The 25,572-nt window shown below is 34.2% G+C and carries 22 protein-coding genes; 9 read left to right on the top strand and 13 right to left on the bottom strand.

Features of this window, described 5'->3' with window-relative positions; translation table 11 throughout:
• Positions 1-142: 142 nt before the first annotated feature.
• The 5 genes from AC1QSP_RS01990 to AC1QSP_RS01970 all read right to left on the bottom strand — a co-directional run bounded on the left by AC1QSP_RS01990 (position 143) and on the right by AC1QSP_RS01970 (position 3,800).
• Positions 143-802 (bottom strand): DUF2461 domain-containing protein, encoded by a 660-nt coding sequence (locus AC1QSP_RS01990; RefSeq protein ID WP_484079546.1) that lies wholly within the window; start codon positions 800-802, stop codon positions 143-145.
• Between the two features lie 3 nt (positions 803-805).
• The gene (locus AC1QSP_RS01985; RefSeq protein WP_484079545.1) at positions 806-1,267 is read right to left on the bottom strand and encodes a DUF1801 domain-containing protein; all 462 of its coding nucleotides are present in this window, start codon (positions 1,265-1,267) and stop codon (positions 806-808) included.
• Positions 1,267-2,196 (bottom strand): DUF1801 domain-containing protein, encoded by a 930-nt coding sequence (locus tag AC1QSP_RS01980; RefSeq protein ID WP_484079544.1) that lies wholly within the window; start codon positions 2,194-2,196, stop codon positions 1,267-1,269. The genes AC1QSP_RS01985 and AC1QSP_RS01980 overlap by 1 nt, the downstream gene beginning before the upstream one ends.
• A 3-nt stretch (positions 2,197-2,199) precedes the next feature.
• Positions 2,200-2,607 (bottom strand): VOC family protein, encoded by a 408-nt coding sequence (locus AC1QSP_RS01975; RefSeq protein ID WP_484079543.1) that lies wholly within the window; start codon positions 2,605-2,607, stop codon positions 2,200-2,202.
• Between the two features lie 173 nt (positions 2,608-2,780).
• Positions 2,781-3,800 (bottom strand): WD40/YVTN/BNR-like repeat-containing protein, encoded by a 1,020-nt coding sequence (locus AC1QSP_RS01970; protein ID WP_484079542.1) that lies wholly within the window; start codon positions 3,798-3,800, stop codon positions 2,781-2,783.
• A gap of 123 nt (positions 3,801-3,923) precedes the next feature.
• Between AC1QSP_RS01970 and AC1QSP_RS01965 the strand changes: the two genes are divergently transcribed.
• On the top strand, positions 3,924-4,430 hold the full coding sequence (locus tag AC1QSP_RS01965; RefSeq protein ID WP_322970079.1) for a hypothetical protein: 507 nt from the start codon (positions 3,924-3,926) through the stop codon (positions 4,428-4,430).
• A gap of 37 nt (positions 4,431-4,467) precedes the next feature.
• Here the strand turns inward: AC1QSP_RS01965 and AC1QSP_RS01960 are convergent, their stop codons facing one another.
• The 3 genes from AC1QSP_RS01960 to AC1QSP_RS01950 form a co-directional block, all read right to left on the bottom strand.
• A complete protein-coding gene (locus tag AC1QSP_RS01960) occupies positions 4,468-6,075 on the bottom strand; it encodes a glycoside hydrolase family 10-like protein (RefSeq protein WP_484079541.1) in 1,608 nt (535 codons plus the stop codon).
• Between the two features lie 107 nt (positions 6,076-6,182).
• Positions 6,183-7,505 (bottom strand): solute carrier family 23 protein, encoded by a 1,323-nt coding sequence (locus tag AC1QSP_RS01955; protein WP_484080379.1) that lies wholly within the window; start codon positions 7,503-7,505, stop codon positions 6,183-6,185.
• Positions 7,506-7,665: 160 nt separating this feature from the next.
• Entirely contained in the window at positions 7,666-8,679 is a 1,014-nt protein-coding gene (locus AC1QSP_RS01950) for a PTS sugar transporter subunit IIC (RefSeq protein WP_484079540.1), read from the bottom strand.
• Positions 8,680-8,828: 149 nt separating this feature from the next.
• Here AC1QSP_RS01950 and AC1QSP_RS01945 point away from each other — a divergent pair, with 149 nt between their 5' ends.
• On the top strand, positions 8,829-10,061 hold the full coding sequence (locus AC1QSP_RS01945) for a PQQ-dependent sugar dehydrogenase (RefSeq protein WP_484079539.1): 1,233 nt from the start codon (positions 8,829-8,831) through the stop codon (positions 10,059-10,061).
• A gap of 56 nt (positions 10,062-10,117) precedes the next feature.
• On the top strand, positions 10,118-12,145 hold the full coding sequence (locus AC1QSP_RS01940; RefSeq protein ID WP_484079538.1) for a TonB-dependent receptor: 2,028 nt from the start codon (positions 10,118-10,120) through the stop codon (positions 12,143-12,145).
• Positions 12,146-12,195: 50 nt separating this feature from the next.
• Here the strand turns inward: AC1QSP_RS01940 and AC1QSP_RS01935 are convergent, their stop codons facing one another.
• Positions 12,196-15,609: a methylmalonyl-CoA mutase family protein gene (locus AC1QSP_RS01935; protein WP_484080378.1), complete on the bottom strand. Its 3,414-nt coding sequence runs from the start codon at positions 15,607-15,609 to the stop codon at positions 12,196-12,198.
• 580 nt (positions 15,610-16,189) lie between these two features.
• Here AC1QSP_RS01935 and AC1QSP_RS01930 point away from each other — a divergent pair.
• Positions 16,190-16,717 carry a hypothetical protein gene (locus AC1QSP_RS01930; RefSeq protein WP_484079537.1) on the top strand — a complete coding sequence of 176 codons (528 nt, stop codon included), beginning with the start codon at positions 16,190-16,192 and terminating at the stop codon, positions 16,715-16,717.
• Between the two features lie 69 nt (positions 16,718-16,786).
• Positions 16,787-16,966 (top strand): hypothetical protein, encoded by a 180-nt coding sequence (locus AC1QSP_RS01925; protein WP_484079536.1) that lies wholly within the window; start codon positions 16,787-16,789, stop codon positions 16,964-16,966.
• A gap of 81 nt (positions 16,967-17,047) precedes the next feature.
• Here AC1QSP_RS01925 and AC1QSP_RS01920 read toward each other — a convergent pair whose 3' ends face one another.
• Positions 17,048-17,710: a uracil-DNA glycosylase gene (locus AC1QSP_RS01920; protein WP_484079535.1), complete on the bottom strand. Its 663-nt coding sequence runs from the start codon at positions 17,708-17,710 to the stop codon at positions 17,048-17,050.
• Positions 17,711-17,824: 114 nt separating this feature from the next.
• A complete protein-coding gene (locus AC1QSP_RS01915; protein WP_484079534.1) occupies positions 17,825-18,244 on the bottom strand; it encodes a cold-shock protein in 420 nt (139 codons plus the stop codon).
• Between the two features lie 382 nt (positions 18,245-18,626).
• On the opposite strand from AC1QSP_RS01915, the gene AC1QSP_RS01910 reads away from it, so the two are divergent.
• From AC1QSP_RS01910 to AC1QSP_RS01895, 4 genes are all read left to right on the top strand, one after another.
• Positions 18,627-20,774, top strand: coding sequence for an endonuclease MutS2 (locus AC1QSP_RS01910; protein WP_484079533.1), 2,148 nt, complete (start codon positions 18,627-18,629; stop codon positions 20,772-20,774).
• Between the two features lie 166 nt (positions 20,775-20,940).
• Complete coding sequence (locus tag AC1QSP_RS01905) at positions 20,941-21,105, top strand: hypothetical protein (protein ID WP_484079532.1); 165 nt, start codon at positions 20,941-20,943, stop codon at positions 21,103-21,105.
• Positions 21,106-21,546: 441 nt separating this feature from the next.
• Complete coding sequence (locus AC1QSP_RS01900) at positions 21,547-22,587, top strand: endonuclease (RefSeq protein WP_484079531.1); 1,041 nt, start codon at positions 21,547-21,549, stop codon at positions 22,585-22,587.
• 2 nt (positions 22,588-22,589) lie between these two features.
• On the top strand, positions 22,590-23,738 hold the full coding sequence (locus AC1QSP_RS01895; RefSeq protein ID WP_484079530.1) for an endonuclease: 1,149 nt from the start codon (positions 22,590-22,592) through the stop codon (positions 23,736-23,738).
• Positions 23,739-23,959: 221 nt separating this feature from the next.
• Here the strand turns inward: AC1QSP_RS01895 and fsa are convergent, their stop codons facing one another.
• On the bottom strand, positions 23,960-24,616 hold the full coding sequence (gene fsa / locus AC1QSP_RS01890) for a fructose-6-phosphate aldolase (protein WP_484079529.1): 657 nt from the start codon (positions 24,614-24,616) through the stop codon (positions 23,960-23,962).
• A gap of 84 nt (positions 24,617-24,700) precedes the next feature.
• Positions 24,701-25,453 (bottom strand): SDR family NAD(P)-dependent oxidoreductase, encoded by a 753-nt coding sequence (locus AC1QSP_RS01885; RefSeq protein ID WP_484079528.1) that lies wholly within the window; start codon positions 25,451-25,453, stop codon positions 24,701-24,703.
• Between the last annotated feature and the right edge of the window lie 119 nt (positions 25,454-25,572).

Genomic DNA, 25,572 nt, shown 5'->3' with positions numbered 1-25,572 from the left:
TTTCAATAAAAATCAAATTTCGTGAATTATTGGAACGTATAAAAGCATTTGTATCGCGATTTATCTTAAAGAAAATTGTTTTTAATCAATATGAATAAAACCATCCAAAAACCAAAAATTAAAAGGAAAGTTACTTAAGGATTTATTCGTATATATATTCTCCATTTTCATTCGTTGTCAAAACTTCTGTCATATAGTGGAAAAATGGCAAGAGTAATTGATAGGCTTCGAGTACTTTTTGAGGGAAATCATCTCCCAAAACATCGTGATCATCAAACTTTTTGATCAAAAGATACTGCTTCATTCGTAATAACGTTATTCGTTCATGATCTTTCGGAAAACCTTTAGGAGCAGTTTTTAGCGCTTCCCCTTGGAGATGACCAAAAGAAGAAATTAACTTTTGATCATTTAAAATCGTTTCTAATTCATCTGACGCATCAATTGCTTTACGAATGCGTAGTAAATCATCCTTTTCGGGCCCCCAGAAACCACCTCCAATAAAACAATTCCCAGGTTCAAAATGAATATAAAAACCTCCTCTATGATGCGGTTGTTTACGACCAATAAATGTAGAAAAATGTGTTTTATATGGTGTTTTATCCAAAGAAAAACGAACATCACGGTAAATGCGGTATTTTTTTAAAGGATGAAATGCTTCTTGTTCTGACAAGATAGCATATACCAATTCGAAAATAGCATCAGCTTCTTTTTTAGCCATTTCATAAATGGATTTATTCGCTGAAAACCATTCTCTATTGTTATTTTGTTTTAGTTGGTGTAAAAATTCAAAAAAATTTGTCATGATCTATTTTTTAGATTTTAGAAGACTTTCATACTTACGAATATAGCGCTCTACAGTAAATTTAGTCGACAACTCTGCAATCAAATCATAGGGAATATCCTCAACTTTTTTGAAACGAATACAACTTTTGCCCATATCTAATTTCTTTTTAGAATGAATAGGAAATGAGGTTACAAACCAATCCAACACGTCTTGGTCCATATAGATTCCCATGTGATAAATGGCGATATGATTTTTCTGAGATGCAATTCCTATGAAAGGTAAGGGTTGTGAAGCATCACAATGATAGCCTTTTGGATATGTCGTGAATGGAACCACAAAACCTAAATGACCATAACTTATCTCTTCGGTAAAACCGATGGGTAAATTATTTTTAATGGTATTATATAGTTTCTTAAATCCTGCTTTACGTTCTTCTGGAATTTCATTAAAGTATTCTTGGGTATTATTTACAGAAATTTGCATTACTTTTTGTATTTATCATTTAATCCTTTTCCTTGTAAAATCATGGGTTTTATTTTTTCTAAACGTTTGACTTTTGTCTTTTCTTGCTTTGCATCGTCGATGAATTCCATGTAATCTTTGCGTCTCCCCGGAGTTAAAGCAAAAAATGCATGTTTTAAATCGAAATCCATGTCCAAGGCATCTTTTAAAATCCCTTGTGGTTCTTGAGGAGGAACTTTTACTTCGATAAATTCTTTTCCATCTTTAGCCATCTGAATAGCTTCCGTAATATATTGTTCAATCAATTTAACGTCCAAATCTTTTATGGATTGAAATCGCCATTGCCGTAATGCTTTTGTCTTTTCTTCATTAGCCGATATTAAAACTTTTGCTTTATCTTCCAAAAAAACGCCATTGTAAAACCATAAGGAATAATGGTTCTTGAACCCGTGAAAAGCTAAGACATTTTTACCATTGAAGGTATAAACATCTCCACCCCATTTAAAGGCTTTCACTAAATCTGTATTGGCAACAATTTCCTCTAATTTTTCTGTAATTTCAGCATATTGATCGTGGTATTTTTTCCAATCTTTTACTTTTTTATTTTTAAGGAGTTCTACTTTATGCTGAATTATTTTCTGTAGGGTATCAAAAGGTAACGCTTCATCCAATGGGATTTGTATAGTCCCTTTCGTTGTCTTATAATGTTTTAAATCCTCTATAAAACGATTAATCATATCTTCACCTGGATAAATCCCGACATGATTTTTTAACATTGCAAAATGAATCAAATGACCATTCAATTTATATGATGGCATTTTATAATTGATGGTAGGCTGAGCCTCAGGAACTATTATTTGAATAAAATCTGAAAGCGATTGAAGAATTCTACTTTTCTCTCCTTCAAATGTAGCAATATATTCCTCGATGGTTGAAAACGTATGGTTCATCAATTAAGCATTAAAATTTCCTAATCCAAACACAGCTCCAGCAGGATCTTCAACGATCACATAGAAATATGAGCCATCCTTTTTACGAGCTTCATGAATTAATTTGCCTCCTAATTCAAGCACTTTATTCAATGAATGGGCTACATCTTCTACCTGAATATACATGATCCATTGAGAAGGAATTGCGCGATTTCGCCCTCGTTTATGACAAATTCCGGCCACTCCTTCCTCATTACACCCCATACCGTAATCAACATAATCTTCCTCACCATCTTTCATTGGTACATGTTTCTCGTCCCAACCGACGACTTCTTTGTAGAAATTTTTGATTTCTTCAGCATTTTCAACGGTTAAATCAGACCAAAGAATTTTACCGAAATGATTTGGTTTTTTTCCATTATTTAAGGTCATTTTTAATGTCACAATTGAACTAACCACTAATAATCATATTTTGAAAATAAGTTGAGTTTGTTCTTCTAATTTAGAAAAAATAAGGTTCAAAACCATTATGGAAAGTCAAATCATCTCCATTTTTAAAATAAAAAAATCCAGCATGCAAGCTGGATTAAATTTTATCACTAAAATTAGAAAGTAACTTTTCCAATTTTACCTTTATTCCCTACTAATATAACCGATTTCTTATCTGGAGAGGCGATACAAGTATTATAACTGTCCTTGGTTAGATTCTTCCAATTATGACCTCCATCAGCTGAATAATCTACACCTGAATATCCGCAAACCACTACTCGATCTTTGCTTAATATGGTTACTCCAGACTTGTAGCCTTCTGGATATTTCCATGAATCGATAAATTGAAGTTGATTATTGGTATTGATTTTAAACTTATACAAATTATAGTTTGAATCATTTGGTTTAGTGTAATCTCCCCCAACCATATATCCTACATTATTGACGGCGTCATACGCCATTCCATTAATACCAGCCGTAGCACTTGCACTTTTATCCAATCCATACAATTGTCCACCTTTTGGTGTATAACGATAAACATTAGAAGCTACTCCACCACTTACAATGATAACTTGCTTATCATCCGCATAAAGATTACTCCCACTCGATGCAAAAAATGCTTCTTTTGGATTTTTTAGACGCAATCCTTGATTCATTAATGTTTTGGCAACTTCCCATTGGGTTGGATTGGCAAGAGAAGACGTTAGTACAAAAGGTTTACCTGATTCTATAGGATCACCTAAAGCATAAATTTTCTTCGATTTATGATCCACATATAAAGCATCTAAAAACACCCCTTTTTGTTTATTTTCATACACCTTGTTCCAAGTTGTACCACCATCTTTTGTTAATAACAAATATGCTGGAGCATCTATACTCATTGCCAAATAGTGATCCTTTGATAAAACCTCAATATCCCTAAAATCTCTGTTTTGAACGACTGTAGGATTGATCCATTGAAAGGTTTTACCTCCATCTGTGGTTTTCCCAATGGTATTTTTTGACCCAGAAACCACAAATGTATTAGCTGATTCAAAAGCTAGGCCCCTATAGCTTACATCATTTTTTTCCTCATTAATTACTTTATAAGTTTGTGCAAAAGATAAACTTGATAGTAAAATTAAAATTAATCTCATATGTGTTGTATTGTAACTCCAATTTATGATATTTTTACTGACGAGAAAAAACAATTATGAAATTTTAAACATTTATTCTTTGGTATAGCATTTGAATGAATGGTTAAATAAAACGAATCAATTATGAAAAGAATATTATCAATTTTTATGGTAGCCCTTATGGGGGTATTTATTACGGTAAGTTGTACGGATGATGATGGAGTATCCTATGTGGATAATGATACCATTTCAGATGTATATGATTTGAAAAATGTATCTTTTGATTATGATCAAGGGTATTACCTATTAAGAAATTTCACTCGTCCATTATATGATTCAGATGTAGTGTTAGTATACCGTCAAACGAATGCAGCAAACAGCCAACCAGTTTGGAAGTTGTTACCCAATACAATTTATTTCAACGATGGAAACGAATTGGATTATACCTTTGATTTTTCTAAAAATGATGTCCAAATCTATGTAGATGCAACATTTGATTTAGCGAATTCAGAATACATTAAAAATCAAACATTTCGTGTAGTTGTTGTTCCAGCGAATTACGGTAGAAGTGCAACTCCATTAGATTACAATGATTATAATGCTGTAATCAATTACTACAACATTAACGATAAAAATCCTTCTCAATTATAAAATAAAAAAACCGGGTAATTCCCGGTTTTTTTTATGTCTATTTAATTCGTTCCGCAATATAATCACTTTCATTTCCTACACGATCAACGGCCTTTAATGCGACTGCATTCAAATGGGCTCCATTTTTTTGTTTAGGAAGCGCTTTATAATTGGTTTTAGCGTCTAAAAATTGTGTTTCCCAATGATCATTGTATCGGCTATGTAAAATCCATTGTGATACATTGGAATCATTTTCTTTCCAATTGACAACTACTTCACTGGGTTGATTGGTTACTAACATTTTTGGTCGATTCAAACGAGCAGTTTTAATCCAATCCATTTTAGGAACCAATGCTTTCTCTTTGTACGGACCATTTTTAAGGGATTGAAGCATGGATGGATTTTTTGTTAATCCAGCAATACTCCAATGTATAACTCCGGGATGCTGATCTAAAATCTCATTTGAAACTTTCACTTGATTTAAAATTTCAGATGTACGATCAGTAGCTTTCACTTCTACAGTATTTAAACCAGGCCACAAATGACGATTATGAGTATTTTCAGATTTCCACCATTCCAATAATTTAGGAAAGGGTTGTCCTTTAGAAGCTATAGGCCAATACAATTGAGGAGAAAAATAATCCACCCATCCTTTATTCAACCATAATTTTGCATCAGCATATAATTCATCATACTGTGAAGACCCCGTAATACCTGCAGGATAACCTGGTTTCCATATTCCAAATGGACTGATACCAAATTTCACAAAAGGTTTTTCAGCCTTAATTTCGCGATAAATACGTTCAATAATCGTATTTACATTTTCTCTTCTCCAATCTGCACGAGACAATTTCCCGCCATTATTTTGGTATTTTGCCCATGTCGTATGATCAGGAAAATCCGCACCTCCATTATAGGAAGCATAAGGATAGAAATAATCATCAAAATGTACACCATCAATATCGTAACGTTTTACAATATCTTTCACCACATTTGATACATGATTTTGAGTGCGAGTATCTGCGGGATCAAACCAATACATTCCATTTTTTAATCGAACCACATGATCTGCAGCTTTCTTTACCATAGACTCACTGGTCACAGCTCCTCCACTCGAGTGATGAGCACGGTATGGATTTAACCAAACATGCAATTCTAAGCCACGTTTATGAGCTTCTTCAACCCAAAATTCTAATGGGTCATAATAAGGATATGGACTTTTTCCTGTCCCACCCGTTAAAAAATAAGACCAAGGTTCATAATTACTCTTGTATAAAGCATCACCTGAAGGACGCACTTGAAAAATAACAGCATTGAAATTATTTGCCTCTAATACATCCAATAATTTGATTGCTTCTTCTTTTTGTTGTTCTGTCGTTAAATTACGTTTTGATGGCCAATTGATATTGGCTACAGTCGCTACCCATGCGGCACGAAACTCTTGTTTAATTTCGGGTAAAGTCACTTTAAAAGCCTCCTCTACGGGTTGAGTTGATGCCTTTTGTGGAGTAACTGGAGTTTTTGGTAATGGAGCTGTTGGTTTCGTTACAGGTTTTTCTACTTTTTTGTACACTACTTTCTTTGAAGAAGTATTCGTAGAACATGCAGTGAACGAAAGGGATATCACTCCCATTGCTAAAAATAGATGTCTATAATTGAATTTCATATTGATTTTTCAGTTGTAAGGTGCTAAAATAATAAAATCTAGTTTATGGCTAGCAAATATTAACATGGGATTATGATCATTAAAAAAAGGTGGAGTAACCACCTTTTTCATGATTCATCTTGAAACATTTGTTCAAAATCAATTTTTTCCCTTCCTGGAATAATCAAATTTAATACGATTCCAACAAGGGATGCTAATGCCATTCCTTCTAAAGAAAACAAATCTCCAATATGGATGGCAGCTCCACCGATTCCAACGATTAAAATGACAGAAGAGATGATTAAATTACGTTTGATTTTAAAGTCCACTTGATTTTCTACCAACATACGTAGACCACTCGATGCTATAATTCCAAACAATAAAATGGAAACACCTCCCATTACAGGGCTTGGAATTGTACTTAATAAGGCTGAAATTTTACCACAAAATCCAAATAGTATAGCTAAAAGGGCTGCCCCGATAAATACATAAATACTAAATGCTCTCGTTATGGCTAATACCCCAATATTTTCACCATAAGTGGTATTTGGTGGTCCTCCTATTACGGAAGCAAGCATCGTAGCAATCCCATCACCCAACATCGATCGATGCAAACCTGGATTTTTAATTAAATCAGAATTTACAACTTTACTTAAAACCAATTGATGTCCTATATGTTCTGCAATAGGAACTATTGCTACTGGAACCATTAAGAAAATAACATACCAACTGATTGTCGGTGTATAATCAACAAAAGGCATCGTAAATGTGGGTACTTGAAACCATTGTGCATTCACCACTGCTTCTGTTTCAACAACTCCCATGATGATCGAAAAAACATAACCACCAATTATTCCAACCAAAATGGGAATAACACTTAAAAATCCTTTACTAAAAACAGCTGTGATAATCGTGATAATTAAAGTCACTATTCCAATCGTTACATAGGTCATATCATACACTCCTGATGGATTTGTCGTGACCATTCCGACAGCTGTATTCGCTAATCCCAAACCAATCACCATAATTACTGGTCCCACGACAATGGGAGGAAGTAAATTCATCAACCATTTTGTTCCTGCCTTTGAAATAATCAAAGCCATAAACGCATATATAATCCCAATTAAAAAACTGCCCACTAAAAAACTCCCCGTAGCAATATCACTTGTGGGGTCAGCTTCTAAAGCTTTTAATGCAATTATAGGGTTAATAAAAGCGAAAGATGAACCTAAATAAGAAGGAACTTTACCTTTAGTAATCATAATAAAGGCTAATGTTCCCAAACCACTTGATATAAGTGCTATAGAAGGATTCATCCCTGTTAATGCCGGAACTAATACAGTGGCTCCAAACATTGCAAATAAATGTTGTATACTTAATAAAAATCCTTGCCCTAACGTTGGTTTTTCGTTAATGGCAAGGATTACTTTCTTGTCTTTTTCCTGACTCATCGGATTATTTTCTGTAGATGTTTGCACAAAATTAATCAATCTTAGTTAATATAAAACGTGTAAATCAAATGAAATCATACATTGGAAAAGATGAAACAATATCAATCGTTTTAATCGAAACACTTTATTTATTTGAAGTATTACTTATAGCACCAAAGCTTTAAATTTTCATATCTCCATCCTTAATCCAATGGTAATGTTTCAAGAGGCAATAAAAACCATAGGAAAGAATAGCAGGTGCTATGAAATGGAGCCCAATAATTTTCAACATAAGTTCCGTTGGAGATTGATGAAGTTTCATGGCATTATATGTTCCTATTTGCCCAACTAATCCACAGGTCCCCATTCCAGATTCTAAAGCTGAATTTTCCATACCAAAAAAAATAATCGCAAAAGGTCCAATGATCGCTGAAGCAAGTGTAGGTGGTATCCATATTTTCCAATTTTTATAAATATTCGGCATCTGCAACATGCTTGTTCCCAACCCTTGTGCAAACACGCCTTTTATCCCATTATCTTTAAAACTAATGGTAGCAAATCCTATCATCTGAGCGCAACAACCTATGGTCGCTGCACCGGCAGCTAGACCATCCAATTCTAACATTAAACATAATGCTGCGGAGGATATCGGTAATGTAAGAACAATTCCTACAATAACAGCAATTAATACACCCATCAGTAGCGGATTAGTCGTAGTGGTCATCATAATTACCTCTCCGATCCATTTCATAATTTGTAAAACCGTTGGTCCAAAAATTTGAGCCATTCCAACACCTACAAATACCGTAACAATTGGAGTCAGAACAAGATCTAAACGGGTTTCTCCTGATATTAATTTTCCGAGTTCAACGGCTAAGATGGTCGCTAAAAACACCCCTAATGGACCACCTAATTGATAAGATGCTATTCCTACCACCGCACTAGAAAACATAACCAATTGTGGTGCCTTCAAACTATAAGCTATGGCTAAAGCTATGGCAGGTCCTGTGGCTTGATTCGCTACAGGCCAAATAACTTCATTTAAAAATGAAAGATTAAATTCTTCACCTAACGTTTTTAAAATTGTTCCGACAAGAAGCGTTGAAAATAAACCATAGGCCATCGCTCCCATGGCATCTACAAAATAGCGTTTAGGAGAAATTTCTACATTTTTCTTACGTAAAAAGGATTTCATGTGTGTAAAATAAGAATGACAAATATCCTAATTCTTCTATCAATTCTAAACTTTTTTTAATGCATTTATTATGAATACGATAACGCTAAAAATAAATGGCATTGATCTAATTTAAAATAAATTGGTAAATTGGTATTAAATATTAATCCATGAAGAATCTTGCAACTTTAACATTATCAATGCTTTTCATATTATCATGTTCCAATAATACGAAAACGACTGATACTTCTGATCCAACGACCAACGATAGTATTGCTAAAGAAACCGAAAAAGCCAATACAGAATATCAACCTGCATTTGAGGGTCAAACGCGAGCAAATTACATCAAAACAAAAAGTAGCTACGAAGTGCTAGTAGTCAATGAAAATCTAGGGCTACCTTGGGCGATTGTCAACTTACCTGATGGTAAATTGTTAATGACTGAGAAATCGGGTTATATGATGATTATTGATCTACAAAAGCCTTATGAATTAAAGAAAGTAACAGGGTTACCAAAAGTCAATCAATACAACCAAGGGGGATTATTAGATGTTATCTTAGATCCTAATTTCGCACAAAATCGTACCATTTATTGGACATTTTCCGAACCGGCCACTGATGGAAGTAAAAAGGATCAAACGTCGATTGCGAAAGGAATTTTATCTGCAGATGAAACAAAAGTTGAAAATGTAAAAATTATTTATCGAACTTTCCCTTCGCATGATAGTGGTTTACATTACGGAAGCCGCTTAGTGTTTGATAAGGATGGTTATTTATACGCTTCATTTGGGGAACGTTCGGATGAAGAAATGCGTAAATATGCACAAGATTTAAAAACTCCTTTAGGTAAAATTATTCGAATCACTACAGATGGAAAAGCTGCTCCAGGAAATCCATTTGCATCAAATAAAGAGGCATTACCAGAAATCTATAGTTTAGGTCACCGTAGTCCTCAAAGTTTAGCTTTCAATGATAAAGGAGAATTATGGGAAATTGAACATGGTCCTCGCGGTGGTGATGAATTAAACCTAATTCAACCAGGGAAAAATTACGGTTGGCCATTAATTACGTATGGAATTGAATATGCCGGTGGAAAAATTTCTGATGGCGCTACCAAACATGAAGGTTTAGAACAACCCAATTATTATTGGGATCCTGTAATTGCTCCAAGTGGAGCTGAATTTTATACAGGTTCTATCGACGAGTGGAAAGGAAATTTATTCGTTGGTGGAATGGTTAAACAAGCTTTAGTACGTCTAGTAATTGAAGGCAATAAAGTAGTTGGAGAAGAGCATTTGTTATTAGATCAGAAAGATCGTATTCGCGATATGGTTACTGGTACCGATGGACATTTATATGCTGTTGGTGATAATGGTAAATTGTACCGAATTGCTAAAAAATAAATGAATAAAAGAGGTTATTAAATAACCTCTTTTTTAACCTTTTTCCCTTAACTGCCATGAAAAAAATTGTTTTACCCCTTCTTTTGGTATTACCATTTGGTATGTCCACAGCGCAAGAGCATGACAGTATTCTTCTTTCAGAAACTGTGATTGAATCATTTCAACGTAAAACGCCTATTCTCCAGTCAACAACGTCCAGCCATCCGATCAGTGAACATCAGATGAAACTGAATCATCCTGAACGATTGGTAGAAAGCTTCAATACAGTCCCTGGTGTAAAAATGGAAGAACGATCACCAGGAAGTTATCGTCTTTCATTACGTGGAAGCACCATTCGCTCTCCTTTTGGTGTACGAAACGTGAAGCTATATTGGGATGATTTTATTTTAACCGATGCCACTGGTAATTCATACCTGAATTTAATCGAACCTCAATTCATTTCTTCCATAGATGTTTTCAAAGGTCCACAAGGTGGTGAATATGGAATTGAAACAGGTGGGGTTGCAGTATTGAAAACCTTTAAAAAAGAGGGCTTAAAAGCATCTACGGGGCTAGGAAGCTTCCATCAATGGCATGAAAATATCCAATGGAATAAAACCCTTGGAAAGCATCACGTCCAATTGGGACAATCATTATACCAATCCGATGGCTACCGTAAACAATCTGCTGTGAAACGAAAATCGATATTTTTGAATGATCAATGGAAATATTCCAAGACCAATGAATTTAATTTAAAATTGGTTTACACCGATTTAGATTACGAAACACCTGGAGGATTAACTTTGCAGCAAATGGAAAGTGACCGAAGACAAGCTCGGTTAGCGACTCCTACTCTTCCCAGTGCGGAAGAACAAAATTCCAGCATCAGAAATAAGACCTTTCTTGGAGGAATTAACCATAGTTGGAAAATCGATTCGAATTGGAAAAATTTTGCCTTGATTCAATCGTCTTATACCGACTTCAAAAATCCTTTCATTTCTAATTTCGAAGAACGCCAAGAAACCAATATACAAGGTCGTTTTTATTTAGATTATGAAAAACAATGGCGCGCATGGAAAATAAATACGCGATTTGGAACAGAAGTAGGAATAAATAAAACCAAATTTAGAAATTTTGATAACCTGAGTGGATACAGAGGTAATCCTCAGAAATTTGATGATTTAAAAACATTTCAATCCTTCTATTATTTCAATCAACAAATCGCATATGCGAATAAATGGTTTGTGGATGCATCCTTGAATTTAAATGCAATGAAATTGCAATGGGAATCGTTTTTCCCAGAATCAGAATTAGGAGAAAAAAATTTTAAAGCCCATTGGCTACCTCAACTTGGAACAACTTACAAGTTGAATTCCAATTGGAGTATTCGAGGCAAAATTGCGAAAGGGCTTTCGTCTCCAACAACAGAAGAAGTTCGTTCATCCAACCAAGAAATTCAACAACATTTAACTGCTGAATACGGTTGGAATAAAGAAATGGGCATTCGTTATGCGGTGAATCAATGGTTTTTTGAACTAACCGCATTTGATTATCATTTGAGAGAAGCTATAGTGAAACGCCAAGATGAAGCGGGAAACGATTATTTTGTTAATTCAGGTGGCACCAAACAACGAGGATTGGAATGGACTATTCAATCCAAAAAATTTCATTTTAATCATCCCATTTTCACGAAAGGATCATTCTTTTTTTCAGGACATTTGTATGATTTCAAATACGATCATTACCAATCAGGATCCAATGATTTTTCAAATCATCTGATCCCAGGAGTTTCTAAATTTTCCATTCAAAATAATATAACGATAGAGTTATGGGATCAATTCCATATTATTTGGAGTAATTACTTTAACTCTAAATTTTATTTGAATGATGCCAATTCGATCGAAGAAAAAGATTATCTAATTGGAAATTTTTATGTCGATTCAACATTTAAATTCAATGAATTAAACCTATCCATCTATGCTGGGATTCAAAATCTTTATAACGCGAAATATAGCGCAGGATATGATTTGAATGCTTTTGGAAATCGATTCTATAATCCGGCGGCTACAACAAATTTTTACATTGGAACTCGATTAACGCTATAAAAAAAACCTGCAAAAATGCAGGTTTTTTATTGGATATGAAGTAATACTTCTTACATATTTCTTCTATACTGTCCACCAACTTCAAACAAAGCTGATGTTATTTGACCTAAAGAGCAAACTTTCGTTGCTTCCATCAATACCTCAAAGATGTTTTTGTTGTTGATTGCAGCTTGTTGCGCTTCTTCCAACGCTTTTTCAACTGCAGCAGCATTTCCTTTGTTCAATTCTTCTTTCGTTTTGATTTGGAATAATTTTTCCTCTTCCGTTGCACGAATGACTTCCGCTGGAATTACAGTCTTAGAACCTGTTGAAGACAAGAACGTGTTCACCCCAATGATTGGGAATTGTCCGTTATGCTTCAATGTCTCGTAATACAATGATTCCTCTTGGATTTTAGAACGTTGGTACATCGTTTCCATCGCTCCTAAAACTCCTCCGCGCTCTGTGATTCGGTCGAATTCTGCCAATACCGCTTCTTCCACTAAGTCTGTCAATTCTTCAATAATGAATGATCCTTGAATTGGGTTTTCGTTTTTCGCTAAACCTAATTCTTTGTTGATGATCAACTGAATGGCCATCGCACGACGTACAGATTCTTCTGTTGGAGTTGTAATCGCTTCATCGTAAGCATTCGTGTGTAACGAGTTACAGTTGTCGTAAATCGCATACAATGCTTGTAAAGTTGTACGAATATCGTTGAAATCGATTTCTTGCGCGTGTAATGAACGACCAGATGTTTGAATGTGGTATTTCAACATTTGTGCACGTTCGTTTGCACCATATTTGTTTTTCAAAGCTTTCGCCCAAATACGACGAGCTACACGACCAATCACCGCATATTCTGGATCAATACCATTCGAGAAGAAGAACGATAAATTTGGTCCAAACGCGTTGATGTCCATTCCACGTGACAAGTAGTATTCCACATATGTAAATCCGTTGGCCAACGTAAATGCCAACTGCGTAATTGGATTTGCTCCTGCTTCTGCAATATGGTAACCGGAAATAGATACTGAATAGAAGTTACGCACATTTTGGTTAATGAAATATTCTTGAACGTCACCCATCAAACGCAATGCAAATTCTGTGGAGAAGATACATGTGTTTTGTGCTTGATCTTCTTTCAAGATATCTGCTTGAACCGTTCCACGAACTTGAGCCAATGTATTTTTCTTGATTTCTGCGTAAACGTCAGCAGGTAAAACTTGGTCACCTGTCACACCTAACAACATCAATCCTAATCCATCATTCCCTTCTGGTAATTCACCGTTGTAACGTGGACGTTCTACACCTTTCTCCTTGTAGATCGCTTCGATTTTAGCTTCAACTTCTGCCTCTAAACCGTGTTCTTTGATGTATTTCTCACAGTTTTGGTCAATCGCTGCATTCATGAAGAATCCTAACAGCATTGGTGCTGGACCGTTGATTGTCATCGATACAGATGTTGCAGGGTGCGATAAATCGAAACCTGAGTATAATTTCTTCGCATCGTCCAAACAACAGATGGATACACCAGCATTACCAATTTTACCGTAAATATCTGGACGGTGACCTGGGTCATTTCCGTATAACGTTACCGAGTCAAACGCTGTAGACAAACGTTTGGCAGGCATTCCTTTCGAAACATAGTGGAAACGACGGTTTGTTCTTTCAGGACCTCCTTCTCCGGCAAACATACGTGTTGGATCTTCTCCCTCACGCTTGAAAGGATATAAACCAGATGTGAATGGGAATTCTCCTGGAACATTTTCTTGCAATACCCAACGTAAAATGTCACCCCAAGCTTCATACTTCGGCAAGGCAACTTTCGGTATTTGCAAGTGAGACAATGATTCAGAATGCGTTTGAATCTTAATCTCTTTATCACGAACCATAAACGAGTACACTGGATTCTTGTACTTATTTACTTTTGCATCCCAAGTAGTGATCACCTCCCAGTTGTATGGATCTAAATTCATTTTCAATTTGTCGAATTCAGCTAATAATAATTTGGCTAAATCCGCACCTTCAGTACCAACGATTTCAATTCCGTGTGGCGTCAAGTTTGGCGCTTTTCCAGTAATCGTTTCAATCGTTTTATAGATACCGTATAATTTTTGAGCAACCTCTTTTTGCGACAATGCTTTCGCATCATAAGCACGATTGTTTTCTGCAATTTCAGAAAGGTAACGTGTACGAGCTGGTGGAATCACAAAAATCTTTTCAGACATTTCTTTCGTGATTTCGAATGTCGACTTTAAATCAGCACCTGTTTTTTCTACAACCTTATCCATGATTGCCTTATACAATTGGTTGGTTCCCGGATCATTGAATTGAGAAGCAATTGTACCAAATACCGGCATATCATCTGGATTAACATCCCATAAATTATGATTGCGTTGGTATTGTTTTTTCACATCACGTAAAGCATCCAACGCTCCTCGCTTATCGAATTTATTAATCGCAACAATGTCAGCGAAATCCAACATGTCAATTTTCTCTAACTGTGTTGCGGCACCAAACTCAGGTGTCATGATGTACAAAGAAGCATCTGAATGATCCAAGATCTCTGTATCCGACTGACCAATTCCAGAAGTTTCCAAGATGATTAAGTCATATTTCGCTGCTTTTAAAACTTGAATGGCTTCTTCCACATATTTCGACAAAGCTAAATTCGATTGACGTGTAGCCAATGAGCGCATATAAACACGAGGATTATTAATGGAATTCATACGAATACGATCACCCAATAAGGCTCCACCTGTTTTTTTCTTTGAAGGATCCACTGAAACTAACGCAATTTGCTTTTCAGGAAAATCAATTAAGAAACGACGAACCAATTCGTCCACCATGGAAGATTTACCCGCTCCTCCTGTTCCTGTGATCCCAAGAACGGGTGCCGATTGGTCTGCAACTTGATTAAAATCAAAAAGGTTTAGAAAATCCTCTTCACGGTTTTCTGCTAAGGAAATCAAACGTGAAATTGTTGTGATATCTTTATCCAATAAGGATTGATAAATATCTTTTCCTTCAGGCAAAGTCAAATCAGGTGTAGGGAAATCAGATTTTTGAACCATATCATTGATCATTCCTTGTAATCCCATTTCACGACCATCATCAGGAGAATAAATACGTGTGATTCCATAATCCATCAATTCCTTGATCTCAGTTGGCAGGATTACTCCTCCACCTCCACCAACGATACGGATATGCCCTGCTCCTTTTTCTTGAAGCAAGTCATACATGTATTTGAAATATTCATTATGTCCACCTTGGTAAGACGTCATGGCAATGGCGTTTGCGTCTTCTTGAATAGCTGTGTTTACCACATCTTCCACACTTTTGTCGTGTCCAAGGTGAATCACCTCACATCCAGTTGCTTGGATGATACGACGCATGATATTAATTGCTGCATCATGGCCGTCAAAAAGGGCCGCTGCAGTTACAATTCGAACTTTATTCTTTGGTTGATAAATTGCAGGCATTGCATGAGGATCAACCGTAGTTGAGTCTTGCGTTTTAGTATGATTTGACATTTTTTTGTTTGTTTTGATAAATACGAATATATAAAATTCAATTTAAATAAAAAGGATGATATTTAATTAATTAGTACATTTAAAATAAATTGTAAGCGCATAAAATTTTTCCTCTTTTTTAACCTATTTTAGGCAATATCATAAAAGAAACATTTTAGAAGATTCGAATTTTTAAACGTAATCCAATCCTTTGTTCATATCATTATCGGATAAAGGAAGATAAAAATGATTTTTAGCCCTATACAACCCATTAGATGCCATTCAATTCAACGTTTTGGCATTTTGAGGGTTTAACAGTGGGTTGTAAAACAATAAAACCCTTTGTAAGGGAAACATTTGAATTAGAAAGTATGCTTGTAACAATAGTTCAACTGAGGAAAAGAATCTTACGAAAAATTTTAAATCATTTGGAAGGTTATGCAAATCTTAAATTATACCTATTTGCCATAATCAAACCAGAACTATAATGAGAAGAAACTATAAATTGTATCAATCAAGCGGAAATAAATAACACTGAACCACCCACCTTATGAAAACGAAACAACTTGTATTTGCTTCAAGTAAAAAATTAAACGAATTTCAACTCTTTTCCATTTTTAATATCTTATTGGTAGTGTTATTTCTAATTGATATTTGTCAATTAAAACCCAATGAGCGAACGGAAAAAATAGCTTTTGTACATACACAATATGATCATCAACGAAGAGGTATCGTGAAAGCTTTTGATGTGATTTACACCGAAAATGATCAAAAGATACTGCTCGATCGTTTCCCGAAAGAAATTCTTAATTTACCTGAAGGAACACCTTTCACTTTACATCAGTCTAAAATCTTTCATAAAATACTCTTCGTATCCTTTCAAGACACAACAGAGCCAACTTCTATCAGTACAAAAGAATCTATCATTTGGTTACTGATTGGATGTATGTTTATTCAATTGTGCTCTATTTTTTTTCATCACCGATTCATCGATACAATCACAGCACTGAGCATATTTCCGATTTATTATTTTATTGTGTTTGTCGAAATTTCGAAATGGATTTTTCTGAACTTCTAAAATCCTTAACATCAAATTAGACCATCTATAAGATATTATTCCTATCTTAGTCGTTTAATATTTATATTTATGAATGAAATGGAAACTGATTTCTTTGAATTTGAATCAACGAATTTTAATGATTTGAATTTTGAGAATGAAACTGAAATTTTCAGTGTAGAGCAAATTATTGGTGACACGTTAGAAAATAACGAAATTTTTGAAGATTTAATCCATAATATTGCTAAAGGAATTCATGAGTCACTCTAAAATTCCTTCATAAATCTCTTTAGTCATAAGGAGATTTATGCCTAAATTAAAAGCTCTTCTAAAGTAGAAGAGCTTTTTTTATTACCATTGAATTGGTGTTTTATTTTTTGACTGTAAAAATGCATTGGTTTTGGAAAATGGTTTACTTCCCCAGAATCCACGATATACAGATAAAGGTGATGGATGAGCCGTTTCAATTACAAAATGTTTGGTACGATCAATGGATTTTCCTTTTTTCTGAGCATAGCTTCCCCATAAAATAAACACGATATTTTCTTTTTTTTCAGCCAATGCTTGAATAACCGCATCAGTAAAAGTTTCCCAACCTTTTTTCTGATGCGATCCTGCTTTTGATGCTTCAACGGTTAAAGTTGCATTCAACATCAAAACACCTTGGGACGCCCAACGGCTTAAATCGCCTGATGATGGAATAGAAACTCCTAAATCATCTTCTAACTCTTTATAGATATTTTGTAAGCTCGGTGGAAAACGAATCCCATCATTTACTGAAAAACTAAGGCCATTTGCTTGACCTGGTCCATGATAAGGGTCTTGTCCTAAGATCACCACTTTCACTTCATCAAAAGGCGTATGATCAAAAGCTGCAAATATTTTTGATGCAGGTGGATAAATGGTTTTTGTTTTATATTCGTTTTTAACAAAATGAACCAAAGATTCAAAATAAGGTTGCTCAAATTCTGATGCTAAAACCTTTTTCCAACTTTCTTCTATATTTACTTGCATAATGATCGATTATTAAATGGTAAAAATAAGCAATTATTAGGCCTTTATCCATTATATCGCATAAAAAAAGGAGCTTGTAAACAAACTCCTGAGATATATTAAAATTCGATTGAATTATTTTTTCTTGATATTCACCGCTCTAAAGCCTTTATCGGACATCTCTTTTTCAAACGTCACTTTATCGTTCACTTTAATCGGTTCTTTTAATTGCGAATTGTGGAAGAAAATATTCTCTTTTTCACCTTCTTCTTTGATAAACCCAAAACCTTTTTCGGTATTAAATGTCGCTATCACTCCTTCGAATGATGTATCCATATCGCGGTTACGACCACCTTTTTTCAAGTCTTCTTCGCGGTTTTGTAAATGTGGTGGTACATCTGTAAAGTTCCCATTAACATCGACATAAACAATCATATCCTCAAGCGATTTCCCTTTGTTATTATTGGTTTTACGCTCTTCCCTTTTGTTTAATTTTTCTTTTCTTTTTAAATCTTTCTTTTTATTCTTTTCTTTTTTAGATTGAGAATCTGCCATATTATTTATAAAATTTTAACCAAACGTGGTTGTATTGTGAATTTTGAATGAAGATCTGATATGATCATGACTAAATTTGAGGTAAAAAACATCGATGGTTAAGCAGTTTATAAACGATTTGAAAATCTATGAAGAGATAAAAAGTTTAACTGGGAAGTCAATCAGGTGGATTACAACAAAATGAATTTCATTCCTATTTGATGGCAAATTTACGTACAAATAATGAGTAAATCCATTTTTAAAGCATTTATTTAACATAATAGGCGAAAAACGTTAAAATTTACCCTATCCTTCATGGGTAGAATTAAATAAGACTCATCAGAAAATTGTATCTTTACCATCTTATTATAATTCTCACGATTAAGAACGTACGAAAGTATTAATGCAGATATCAAAACAAACCTTAAAGGATTTAGAGTTTAATGCTGTTCAAGAAGAAATAGCAGCATTTGCGTATACAGAAAAAGTAGAAGATTTCATTCGAACATTACACCCGTATGAAGACCAAACTGCTTTAATCCAAGATTTAAAAACAACCAACGAATATTTAACAAGTATTGAAAGTGGAAATCAATTCCCATTTTCTGAATACTTTATACTAGATGAATATTTAACACGATTAGAAATTGAAAATTATTATCTGCCTGCAGAGGAATTTTTCAAAATTAAATCGAATACCTTACAAGTGAAAGAAGTGCTAAAGCACATCACCGCTTTTGAGGAATATTACCCTGCTTTAACTGAAAAAGCTTCGGCCATTAAATATGAAAAAGAGATTGTCAAACTCATTGATACTGTTTTCAATAAATTTGGTGAAGTGAAAGATGATGCGAGTCCGGAACTGAAGATTATTCGTGACCGATTACGTCATTTGAATTCAAGAATTACGGAATTGTTCAACAAATCCATGGCTTATCACTCGGATTATTTGGATGATATACGCGAATCAGTTATTGGAAATCGTCGGGTATTAGCTGTTAAATCATTTCAACGAAAACGTGTTAAAGGACAATTTTTAGGAACTTCTAAAACAGGATCAATTACTTTCATTGAGCCTGAAAGTGTACAAGGTCCACGCCGTGAATTTGAAGAATTAAAGGAAGAAGAAAAACATGTGATTATTCGAATTCTTCTGGATTTAACGGCTAAAATTGCAATTTTTAAACCAAATCTAGAAGAATATCAGACTTTTTTAGAGTACATTGATTTTACGCAAGCTAAAGCAAAATATGCGCATGCCATCAATGGGGTATTACCACAAATTACAGGCGATTTAAAAATTAAATTGGTGGATGCTTATCATCCCCTTTTGTATTTAAATAATTTGCGAAATCAACAAAAAACAATTCCACAAAGTCTTACACTTGATAAAGATTGTCGCATCATCATCATCTCTGGTCCAAATGCTGGAGGAAAATCCATTACCTTAAAGACAATTGGTTTATTGCAACTTATGGTTCAGTCGGGGGTTTTAGTACCCGTACATGAATCCAGTGAATTTGGATTTTTTACACAGATTTTTACCGATATCGGTGACAATCAATCCATCGAAAATCATTTATCGACCTATAGTTATCGATTAAAACAAATGTCTTATTTCTTAAGACAAGCCGATGAACACTCTTTATTGCTAGTCGATGAATTTGGGACAGGATCTGATCCCGAATTAGGAGGAGCTTTAGCTGAAGTATTTTTTGAAGAATTTTACGAACGTAACTCGTTTGGGGTTTTCACAACGCACTATACCAACATTAAATTAAGTGCGGAAAGTTTACCACAAGCAATAAATGCTTGTATGCTGTTCGATAAAAAATCATTAGAGCCCTTATATCGTTTAGAAATTGGACAAGCTGGAAGTTCATTTACTTTTGAAGTTGCGGAGAAAAATAAAATTCCATTTCGATTAATCAATCGCGCAAAGAAAAAAGTGGAAAGTGATAAAGTCAATTTGGATAAAACCATTCTAAAACTTCAGCAAGAGAAATTTGAAATTCAAAAAACAAAAGATCAAGTCGAAGAACTTAAAGAAACCAACTTGATCAACAATGAAGAGTTGGAATTGACCAAAGAGAAAATTCAGCAGAAATTATATGATTTCCAGCAATTGTACGACCGTGAACAAAAAACGATGATGCTGGGAAAACGGATTGTAGATATGTCGGATGCTTATCTTAAGTCTAAGAACAAAAAACAATTAATTGCTAATTTCTTAAAAATGGTAGAAATGGAAAATGCCAAGAAAACCAAAGAAGTACAGCAATATAAGAAGATTGAAAAGATCATTGAAAAAGAAGTGCAACGTGAATTAAAACAAAATGCTACTGAAATTTCAAAACAAAAAGATGTGCTTGAACAAAAAGAAAAAGCAGAAACCAAAAAGAAAATTGAAGCTCTAAAAGTGGGTGATCGTGTAAAAATCCATGGTTCATCATCTGTGGGAACCATTGATAAAATCAAAAAAGATACGGTTTTTGTAAATTATGGCTTATTTACAACACAAATAAATGTTAACGAGGTATATAAAATATAGTATAATTGTATCTATAGTATTCTTGCAATCTTGTGATTTCATTTTATCACAAGAGGATGATCACATTAAAACCTATTTATGCTATCCTTGGGTTGATATCATACAATTCGGTAAACTAAACAGTGATTGTAAGTATTCGATAAAATATAAAAATCCTCATACTTCTATGGAAGGACATTTTGTATTAACTTTTAAAAACAATAAACGAAATTATAATCTTAATTCGGAAGAAATAAAAATCACACCAGGACAAAATGAGGTTGTTCTAACGATTTCCAATTGTAATTTCGATGATCAATTAATAGATGTTTGTTTCGCAACCTATCAATAAAAAAAGGCTTTACGTAATGTAAAGCCTTTTTTAGTCGTGGTTAATCTTACCGTAACCTTTATAGAAAGATGATGCAAAAAGCATCACAATAAATAATATTGGAATTAAGCACACTACGAGTAATAGTAAAAACATCTTCATACTTCAAATAATTTTTTCCTTGTACAGCAAATTTGATGATATATTAATAATGAAAGCCATAATTTAAATTATTTAACACTTTTTTATTTATTTTTTAAACATTAAGCATATTTTAATTCAAAATTTTAACAACTTAAACAAATAAAATACCAATTTCGCCTCTTTCATTGCTAATTTCACATTAACTAATTATTAAATAGTAAAACAACAATAAATTATTAGAAAACATATCAAATTAATTTATTAGCTTTGTTGCCCTTTAAAAATTTTAAAAACTAAACAATTCACTCTTTAATAATTATGAGAAAATTTTACTCTCTTTTGTTTGCTATGATGGCTATCGTAGCAACAGCTCAACAAGCCTACTATAATGGCATAAACTTTAATTTACGCGGGATAGCATTAAAGCAAGAATTAGCTCAATTAATTACCGCAACTCATACAAAAACGTTAAGCTATTCGAATGTATGGAATGCTTTAAAAGTAACGGATCTTGACCCTACAAATTCAAGCCGTGTGGTATTAATCTATGGGTATAATCCTAATTCTTCTGGTGATGATGCGTATTACAATAGTGTAAATAACAATGGTGGAAACAATGGACAATGGAATCGTGAGCATACATTTGCCAAATCTTTAGGAAATCCAAATTTAGGTCAAGCAGGTCCAGGAGCTGATGCACACCACTTACGTGCTTCAGATGTAAAACGAAATTCAAATCGTGGAAATCTAAAATTCGCCGATGGATCTGGAACTTCACGTAATGTTGGAAATGGATGGTATCCTGGAGACGAATGGAAAGGAGATGTTGCACGTATGATGATGTACATGTATTTACGTTATGGAGACCAATGTATACCTACACGTGTTGGAATCGGTAGTACAGCCAATACACCAGATGATATGATTGATTTATTTTTACGTTGGAACGCAGAAGATCCAGTTTCTCAACTTGAAATTCAACGTAACGAATATTTAGGTGATAGATCTAATGGTTATGCACAAGGAAATCGTAATCCATTCATCGATAATCCTTATTTAGCTACATTAATATGGGGAGGTCCGGCAGCTCAAGATTTATGGAATTTATCAAACGTAGATTATACTGTAAAGTCAAACGAAATTAAAGTAGCAACACAAGGTTCTTCAATTTTAGTTCAGTCTGCAAATGCTTTAATTCAAACAGTTTCAATCTATTCTTCTAACGGACAATTAAATAAGGTTTTTAATAACGCCAGCAATCAACGAAACATCGAAATTAAAAACAATCCTAAAGGAGTTTATATCTTAAAAATTGAAGGAGATAAAATCGATGAAACGAAAAAAGTTGTGATAAAATAACCATGAAAAAATCAATCGGCTTACTACTACTTTTTGCATTTGGTCCAGCACTACATGCACAAGCTCCAGATGGTTATTATGACAATGCAACAGGTTCGGGATACACTTTAAAAACACAATTGCATTCAATCATTAAAACCAATCATACCGACAGAGGATATGATCGCTTAAAAGTTTTATACAAAGATAATTCTCCCATCAACGGGTTTCGTGATAAATATTACGAAAACGATGATACTGTTTTGGATATCTATTCTGAAAATCCAGACGGACGTGATCCATACAATTATAATCCCAATAGTTCTTTAGGTGCAGGTCAAGAAGGTGGAGGTTTTAATCGAGAACACTTAGTACCCCAATCTTTCTTTGATGAATACCGTACGAGTCCTATGAAAGCAGATGCATTTCATGTATGGCCTACAGATGGGAAAGTAAACGGATGGAGAAGTAATTTTGCGTTCGGAAACGTAACCAATCGCAATGCAGCAAGTCCATGCAACAGTGGAGCAACCAATATGCCTTGCAAATCATTAAATGGGACAACAAAAGGGAAATACATCTATGATAATTCCATTACTGTTGTTGAACCAATCGATGAATTTAAAGGTGATATTGCGCGAGCAATTCTTTATTTCGCTACTCGATACGAAGATTTATTAGGCGATTTTTATCGTACAACTCGAAGCAATTCAAAAGTAATGTTTGATGGTTCACGAAATCAAGCCATTTCAAATGAGTTTTTAAGTCAATTGATCACTTGGCATATTCAAGATCCTGTTTCTCAACGTGAATTGGATATTAATGATTTAGTTTATCAATATCAAGGCAATAGAAATCCTTACATCGATCATCCTGAATTTGTTGAACAAATTTGGGGAAGTCACTTAATCGCCAACGATTTTGATTATCAAACACGAACGGATATTGATGTTTTTACGACAAACTATCAATCGGCAGTGATAGCATTAAAGAATCAATCGAAATCCATAGATCAAGTATTCGTTTACACCATGAATGGTCAAATGGTACAAAAAAATTCGTATGCTAAAGGACAATCAAAAATTGAAATAAAATTGCCGAGCAAAGGAATTTTCATCCTAAAAGTGGTGGGCAAAGGACTTGAAATTAACCGAAAAATTGTCATTAAATAAAATTTACAATAGAAATAAAGCTTTAAACCGAAGAACGATGTTCTTCGGTTTTTTTTATATAACATTGATTAATTTGAACCAACTTATCTATCCTAAAAAGTTGATAATCGTACAGAAGCATTAACTATTGGATATGTAAATTCAAATAAAAAAGCCACTCCTAAGAGTGGCTTTAAAAATATATAAACTTGTCTTTTTGCGTAGTATAGTCCGAAAACGAATTATGAATTGGCTTTCGCGTGATCTGCTAAAAATTGAGCTAAACCAGAATCAGTTAAAGGGTGTTTTAATAATCCTAAAATCGCCGCTAATGGTCCTGTCATAACGTCTGCTCCTATTTTAGCACAATTCACAATGTGCATTGTATGACGCACTGAAGCCGCTAAAATTTGTGTTTCAAATAAATAGTTATCATACACTTCACGAATTTCTTCAATTAAGTTTAAACCATCCATTGAAATATCATCTAAACGACCTAAAAAAGGTGATACATAAGTAGCTCCTGCCTTCGCTGCTAATAACGCTTGTCCTACAGAGAAAACTAATGTTACATTCGTACGAATTCCTTTGTTTGAAAAATATTTACAAGCTTTGATTCCATCTTTAGTCATTGGAATTTTTACAACAATTTGAGGATGTAAAGCGGCTAAAGCTTCACCTTCTTTTACCATTCCTTCAAAGTCTGTTGCAATCACCTCAGCAGAAACATCTCCATCAACTAATTCACAAATCGTTTTGTAATGGTTCAATACATTTTCAGTACCTGCAATTCCTTCTTTTGCCATTAATGATGGATTGGTTGTTACACCATCTAATACTCCTAAATCTTGAGCTTCTTTAATATCAGCTAAATTTGCTGTATCGATAAAAAATTTCATTGTTTGTTGTGTTACGTTTTTGCAAAATTAAGGATTAATCGGTTAAATCTCGCTTAAATCGAGAAAGAAAAATAATGATTAATGCTATACTGCTGTGTATCCACCATCTACAAGATAATAACCTCCTGTCATAAAAGAAGCTTTATCAGAACTCAGAAAAAGCACTAATTCTGCAACTTCCTCAGGCTCACCTAGTCGACCCATAGGATGTTTTGTGATTAAAAAATTCAATTGTTCTTGTGTCAAATTATGATCCAATAAAGGTGTCTTGATATAGCCTGGTCCGACGGCATTGCATCGAATATTCTTTGGTCCATATTCTGCACCAATATTTTTCGTTAGCCCAACGATTCCATGTTTTGATGAGGTATATGCAGAACTCATCGGTGCAGCAACTGTACCGTGAATCGATGCCATATTAATTATCGAACCACCTCCATTGGATTCCATGGCTTCCAATTGATACTTACACCCATAGAAAACCCCGTTAAAATTGATATCAATCACCTTCTTCCAAGCTTCTAAAGTATATTCGGAAGTTATCGCAGCTAACCCACCTATTCCAGCATTATTGCAAGCAATATCTAATTTTCCATACAGTCGAAGAGTTTCGTCTACCAACGCTTTATTCGCTTCGGCAGTCGACGTATCGGCATGGAAATAAGATGCAATACCTCCATTCGCTACAATTTGTTCGACAACTTGATGTCCACGCGCATCATCAATATCTGATACCACGACTTTTGCGCCTTCTCTAGCATATGCCTCAGCAATTGCTTTACCTATACCCGAAGAGCCTCCTGTGACCAGTGCCACTTTATTTTCCAATAATCTCATATTGATTCTCTTTTTATACTTTCTCTAAAATAAGAAATTAAACACCAAATTTCGCATTCTATATCAGTAATTTAAGTTTATTTATATTCAATTTATATTAATTGAACCAACGGTAAGAC

The sequence above is a fragment of the Faecalibacter sp. genome, from assembly GCF_057177045.1.
The sequence above is the reverse complement of the archived record's forward strand: the minus strand, read 5'-3'. Positions and strand labels throughout refer to the sequence as shown.

Excerpts from the sequence above, each read along its gene's own strand:
- AC1QSP_RS01990 (WP_484079546.1), bottom strand. The coding sequence starts at position 802 with ATGACAAATTTTTTTGAATTTTTACACCAACTAAAACAAAATAACAAT.
- AC1QSP_RS01895 (WP_484079530.1), top strand. The coding sequence starts at position 22,590 with ATGAAAAAATCAATCGGCTTACTACTACTTTTTGCATTTGGTCCAGCA.
- AC1QSP_RS01955 (WP_484080379.1), bottom strand. The coding sequence starts at position 7,505 with ATGAGTCAGGAAAAAGACAAGAAAGTAATCCTTGCCATTAACGAAAAA.
- AC1QSP_RS01885 (WP_484079528.1), bottom strand. The coding sequence starts at position 25,453 with ATGAGATTATTGGAAAATAAAGTGGCACTGGTCACAGGAGGCTCTTCG.
- AC1QSP_RS01935 (WP_484080378.1), bottom strand. The coding sequence starts at position 15,609 with ATGCCTGCAATTTATCAACCAAAGAATAAAGTTCGAATTGTAACTGCA.
- AC1QSP_RS01970 (WP_484079542.1), bottom strand. The coding sequence starts at position 3,800 with ATGAGATTAATTTTAATTTTACTATCAAGTTTATCTTTTGCACAAACT.
- AC1QSP_RS01905 (WP_484079532.1), top strand. The coding sequence starts at position 20,941 with ATGGAAGGACATTTTGTATTAACTTTTAAAAACAATAAACGAAATTAT.
- AC1QSP_RS01975 (WP_484079543.1), bottom strand. The coding sequence starts at position 2,607 with ATGACCTTAAATAATGGAAAAAAACCAAATCATTTCGGTAAAATTCTT.
- AC1QSP_RS01940 (WP_484079538.1), top strand. The coding sequence starts at position 10,118 with ATGAAAAAAATTGTTTTACCCCTTCTTTTGGTATTACCATTTGGTATG.
- AC1QSP_RS01980 (WP_484079544.1), bottom strand. The coding sequence starts at position 2,196 with ATGAACCATACGTTTTCAACCATCGAGGAATATATTGCTACATTTGAA.
- AC1QSP_RS01915 (WP_484079534.1), bottom strand. The coding sequence starts at position 18,244 with ATGGCAGATTCTCAATCTAAAAAAGAAAAGAATAAAAAGAAAGATTTA.
- AC1QSP_RS01920 (WP_484079535.1), bottom strand. The coding sequence starts at position 17,710 with ATGCAAGTAAATATAGAAGAAAGTTGGAAAAAGGTTTTAGCATCAGAA.
- AC1QSP_RS01900 (WP_484079531.1), top strand. The coding sequence starts at position 21,547 with ATGAGAAAATTTTACTCTCTTTTGTTTGCTATGATGGCTATCGTAGCA.
- AC1QSP_RS01950 (WP_484079540.1), bottom strand. The coding sequence starts at position 8,679 with ATGAAATCCTTTTTACGTAAGAAAAATGTAGAAATTTCTCCTAAACGC.
- AC1QSP_RS01910 (WP_484079533.1), top strand. The coding sequence starts at position 18,627 with ATGCAGATATCAAAACAAACCTTAAAGGATTTAGAGTTTAATGCTGTT.
- AC1QSP_RS01965 (WP_322970079.1), top strand. The coding sequence starts at position 3,924 with ATGAAAAGAATATTATCAATTTTTATGGTAGCCCTTATGGGGGTATTT.
- AC1QSP_RS01925 (WP_484079536.1), top strand. The coding sequence starts at position 16,787 with ATGAATGAAATGGAAACTGATTTCTTTGAATTTGAATCAACGAATTTT.
- AC1QSP_RS01985 (WP_484079545.1), bottom strand. The coding sequence starts at position 1,267 with ATGCAAATTTCTGTAAATAATACCCAAGAATACTTTAATGAAATTCCA.
- fsa (WP_484079529.1), bottom strand. The coding sequence starts at position 24,616 with ATGAAATTTTTTATCGATACAGCAAATTTAGCTGATATTAAAGAAGCT.
- AC1QSP_RS01960 (WP_484079541.1), bottom strand. The coding sequence starts at position 6,075 with ATGAAATTCAATTATAGACATCTATTTTTAGCAATGGGAGTGATATCC.
- AC1QSP_RS01945 (WP_484079539.1), top strand. The coding sequence starts at position 8,829 with ATGAAGAATCTTGCAACTTTAACATTATCAATGCTTTTCATATTATCA.
- AC1QSP_RS01930 (WP_484079537.1), top strand. The coding sequence starts at position 16,190 with ATGAAAACGAAACAACTTGTATTTGCTTCAAGTAAAAAATTAAACGAA.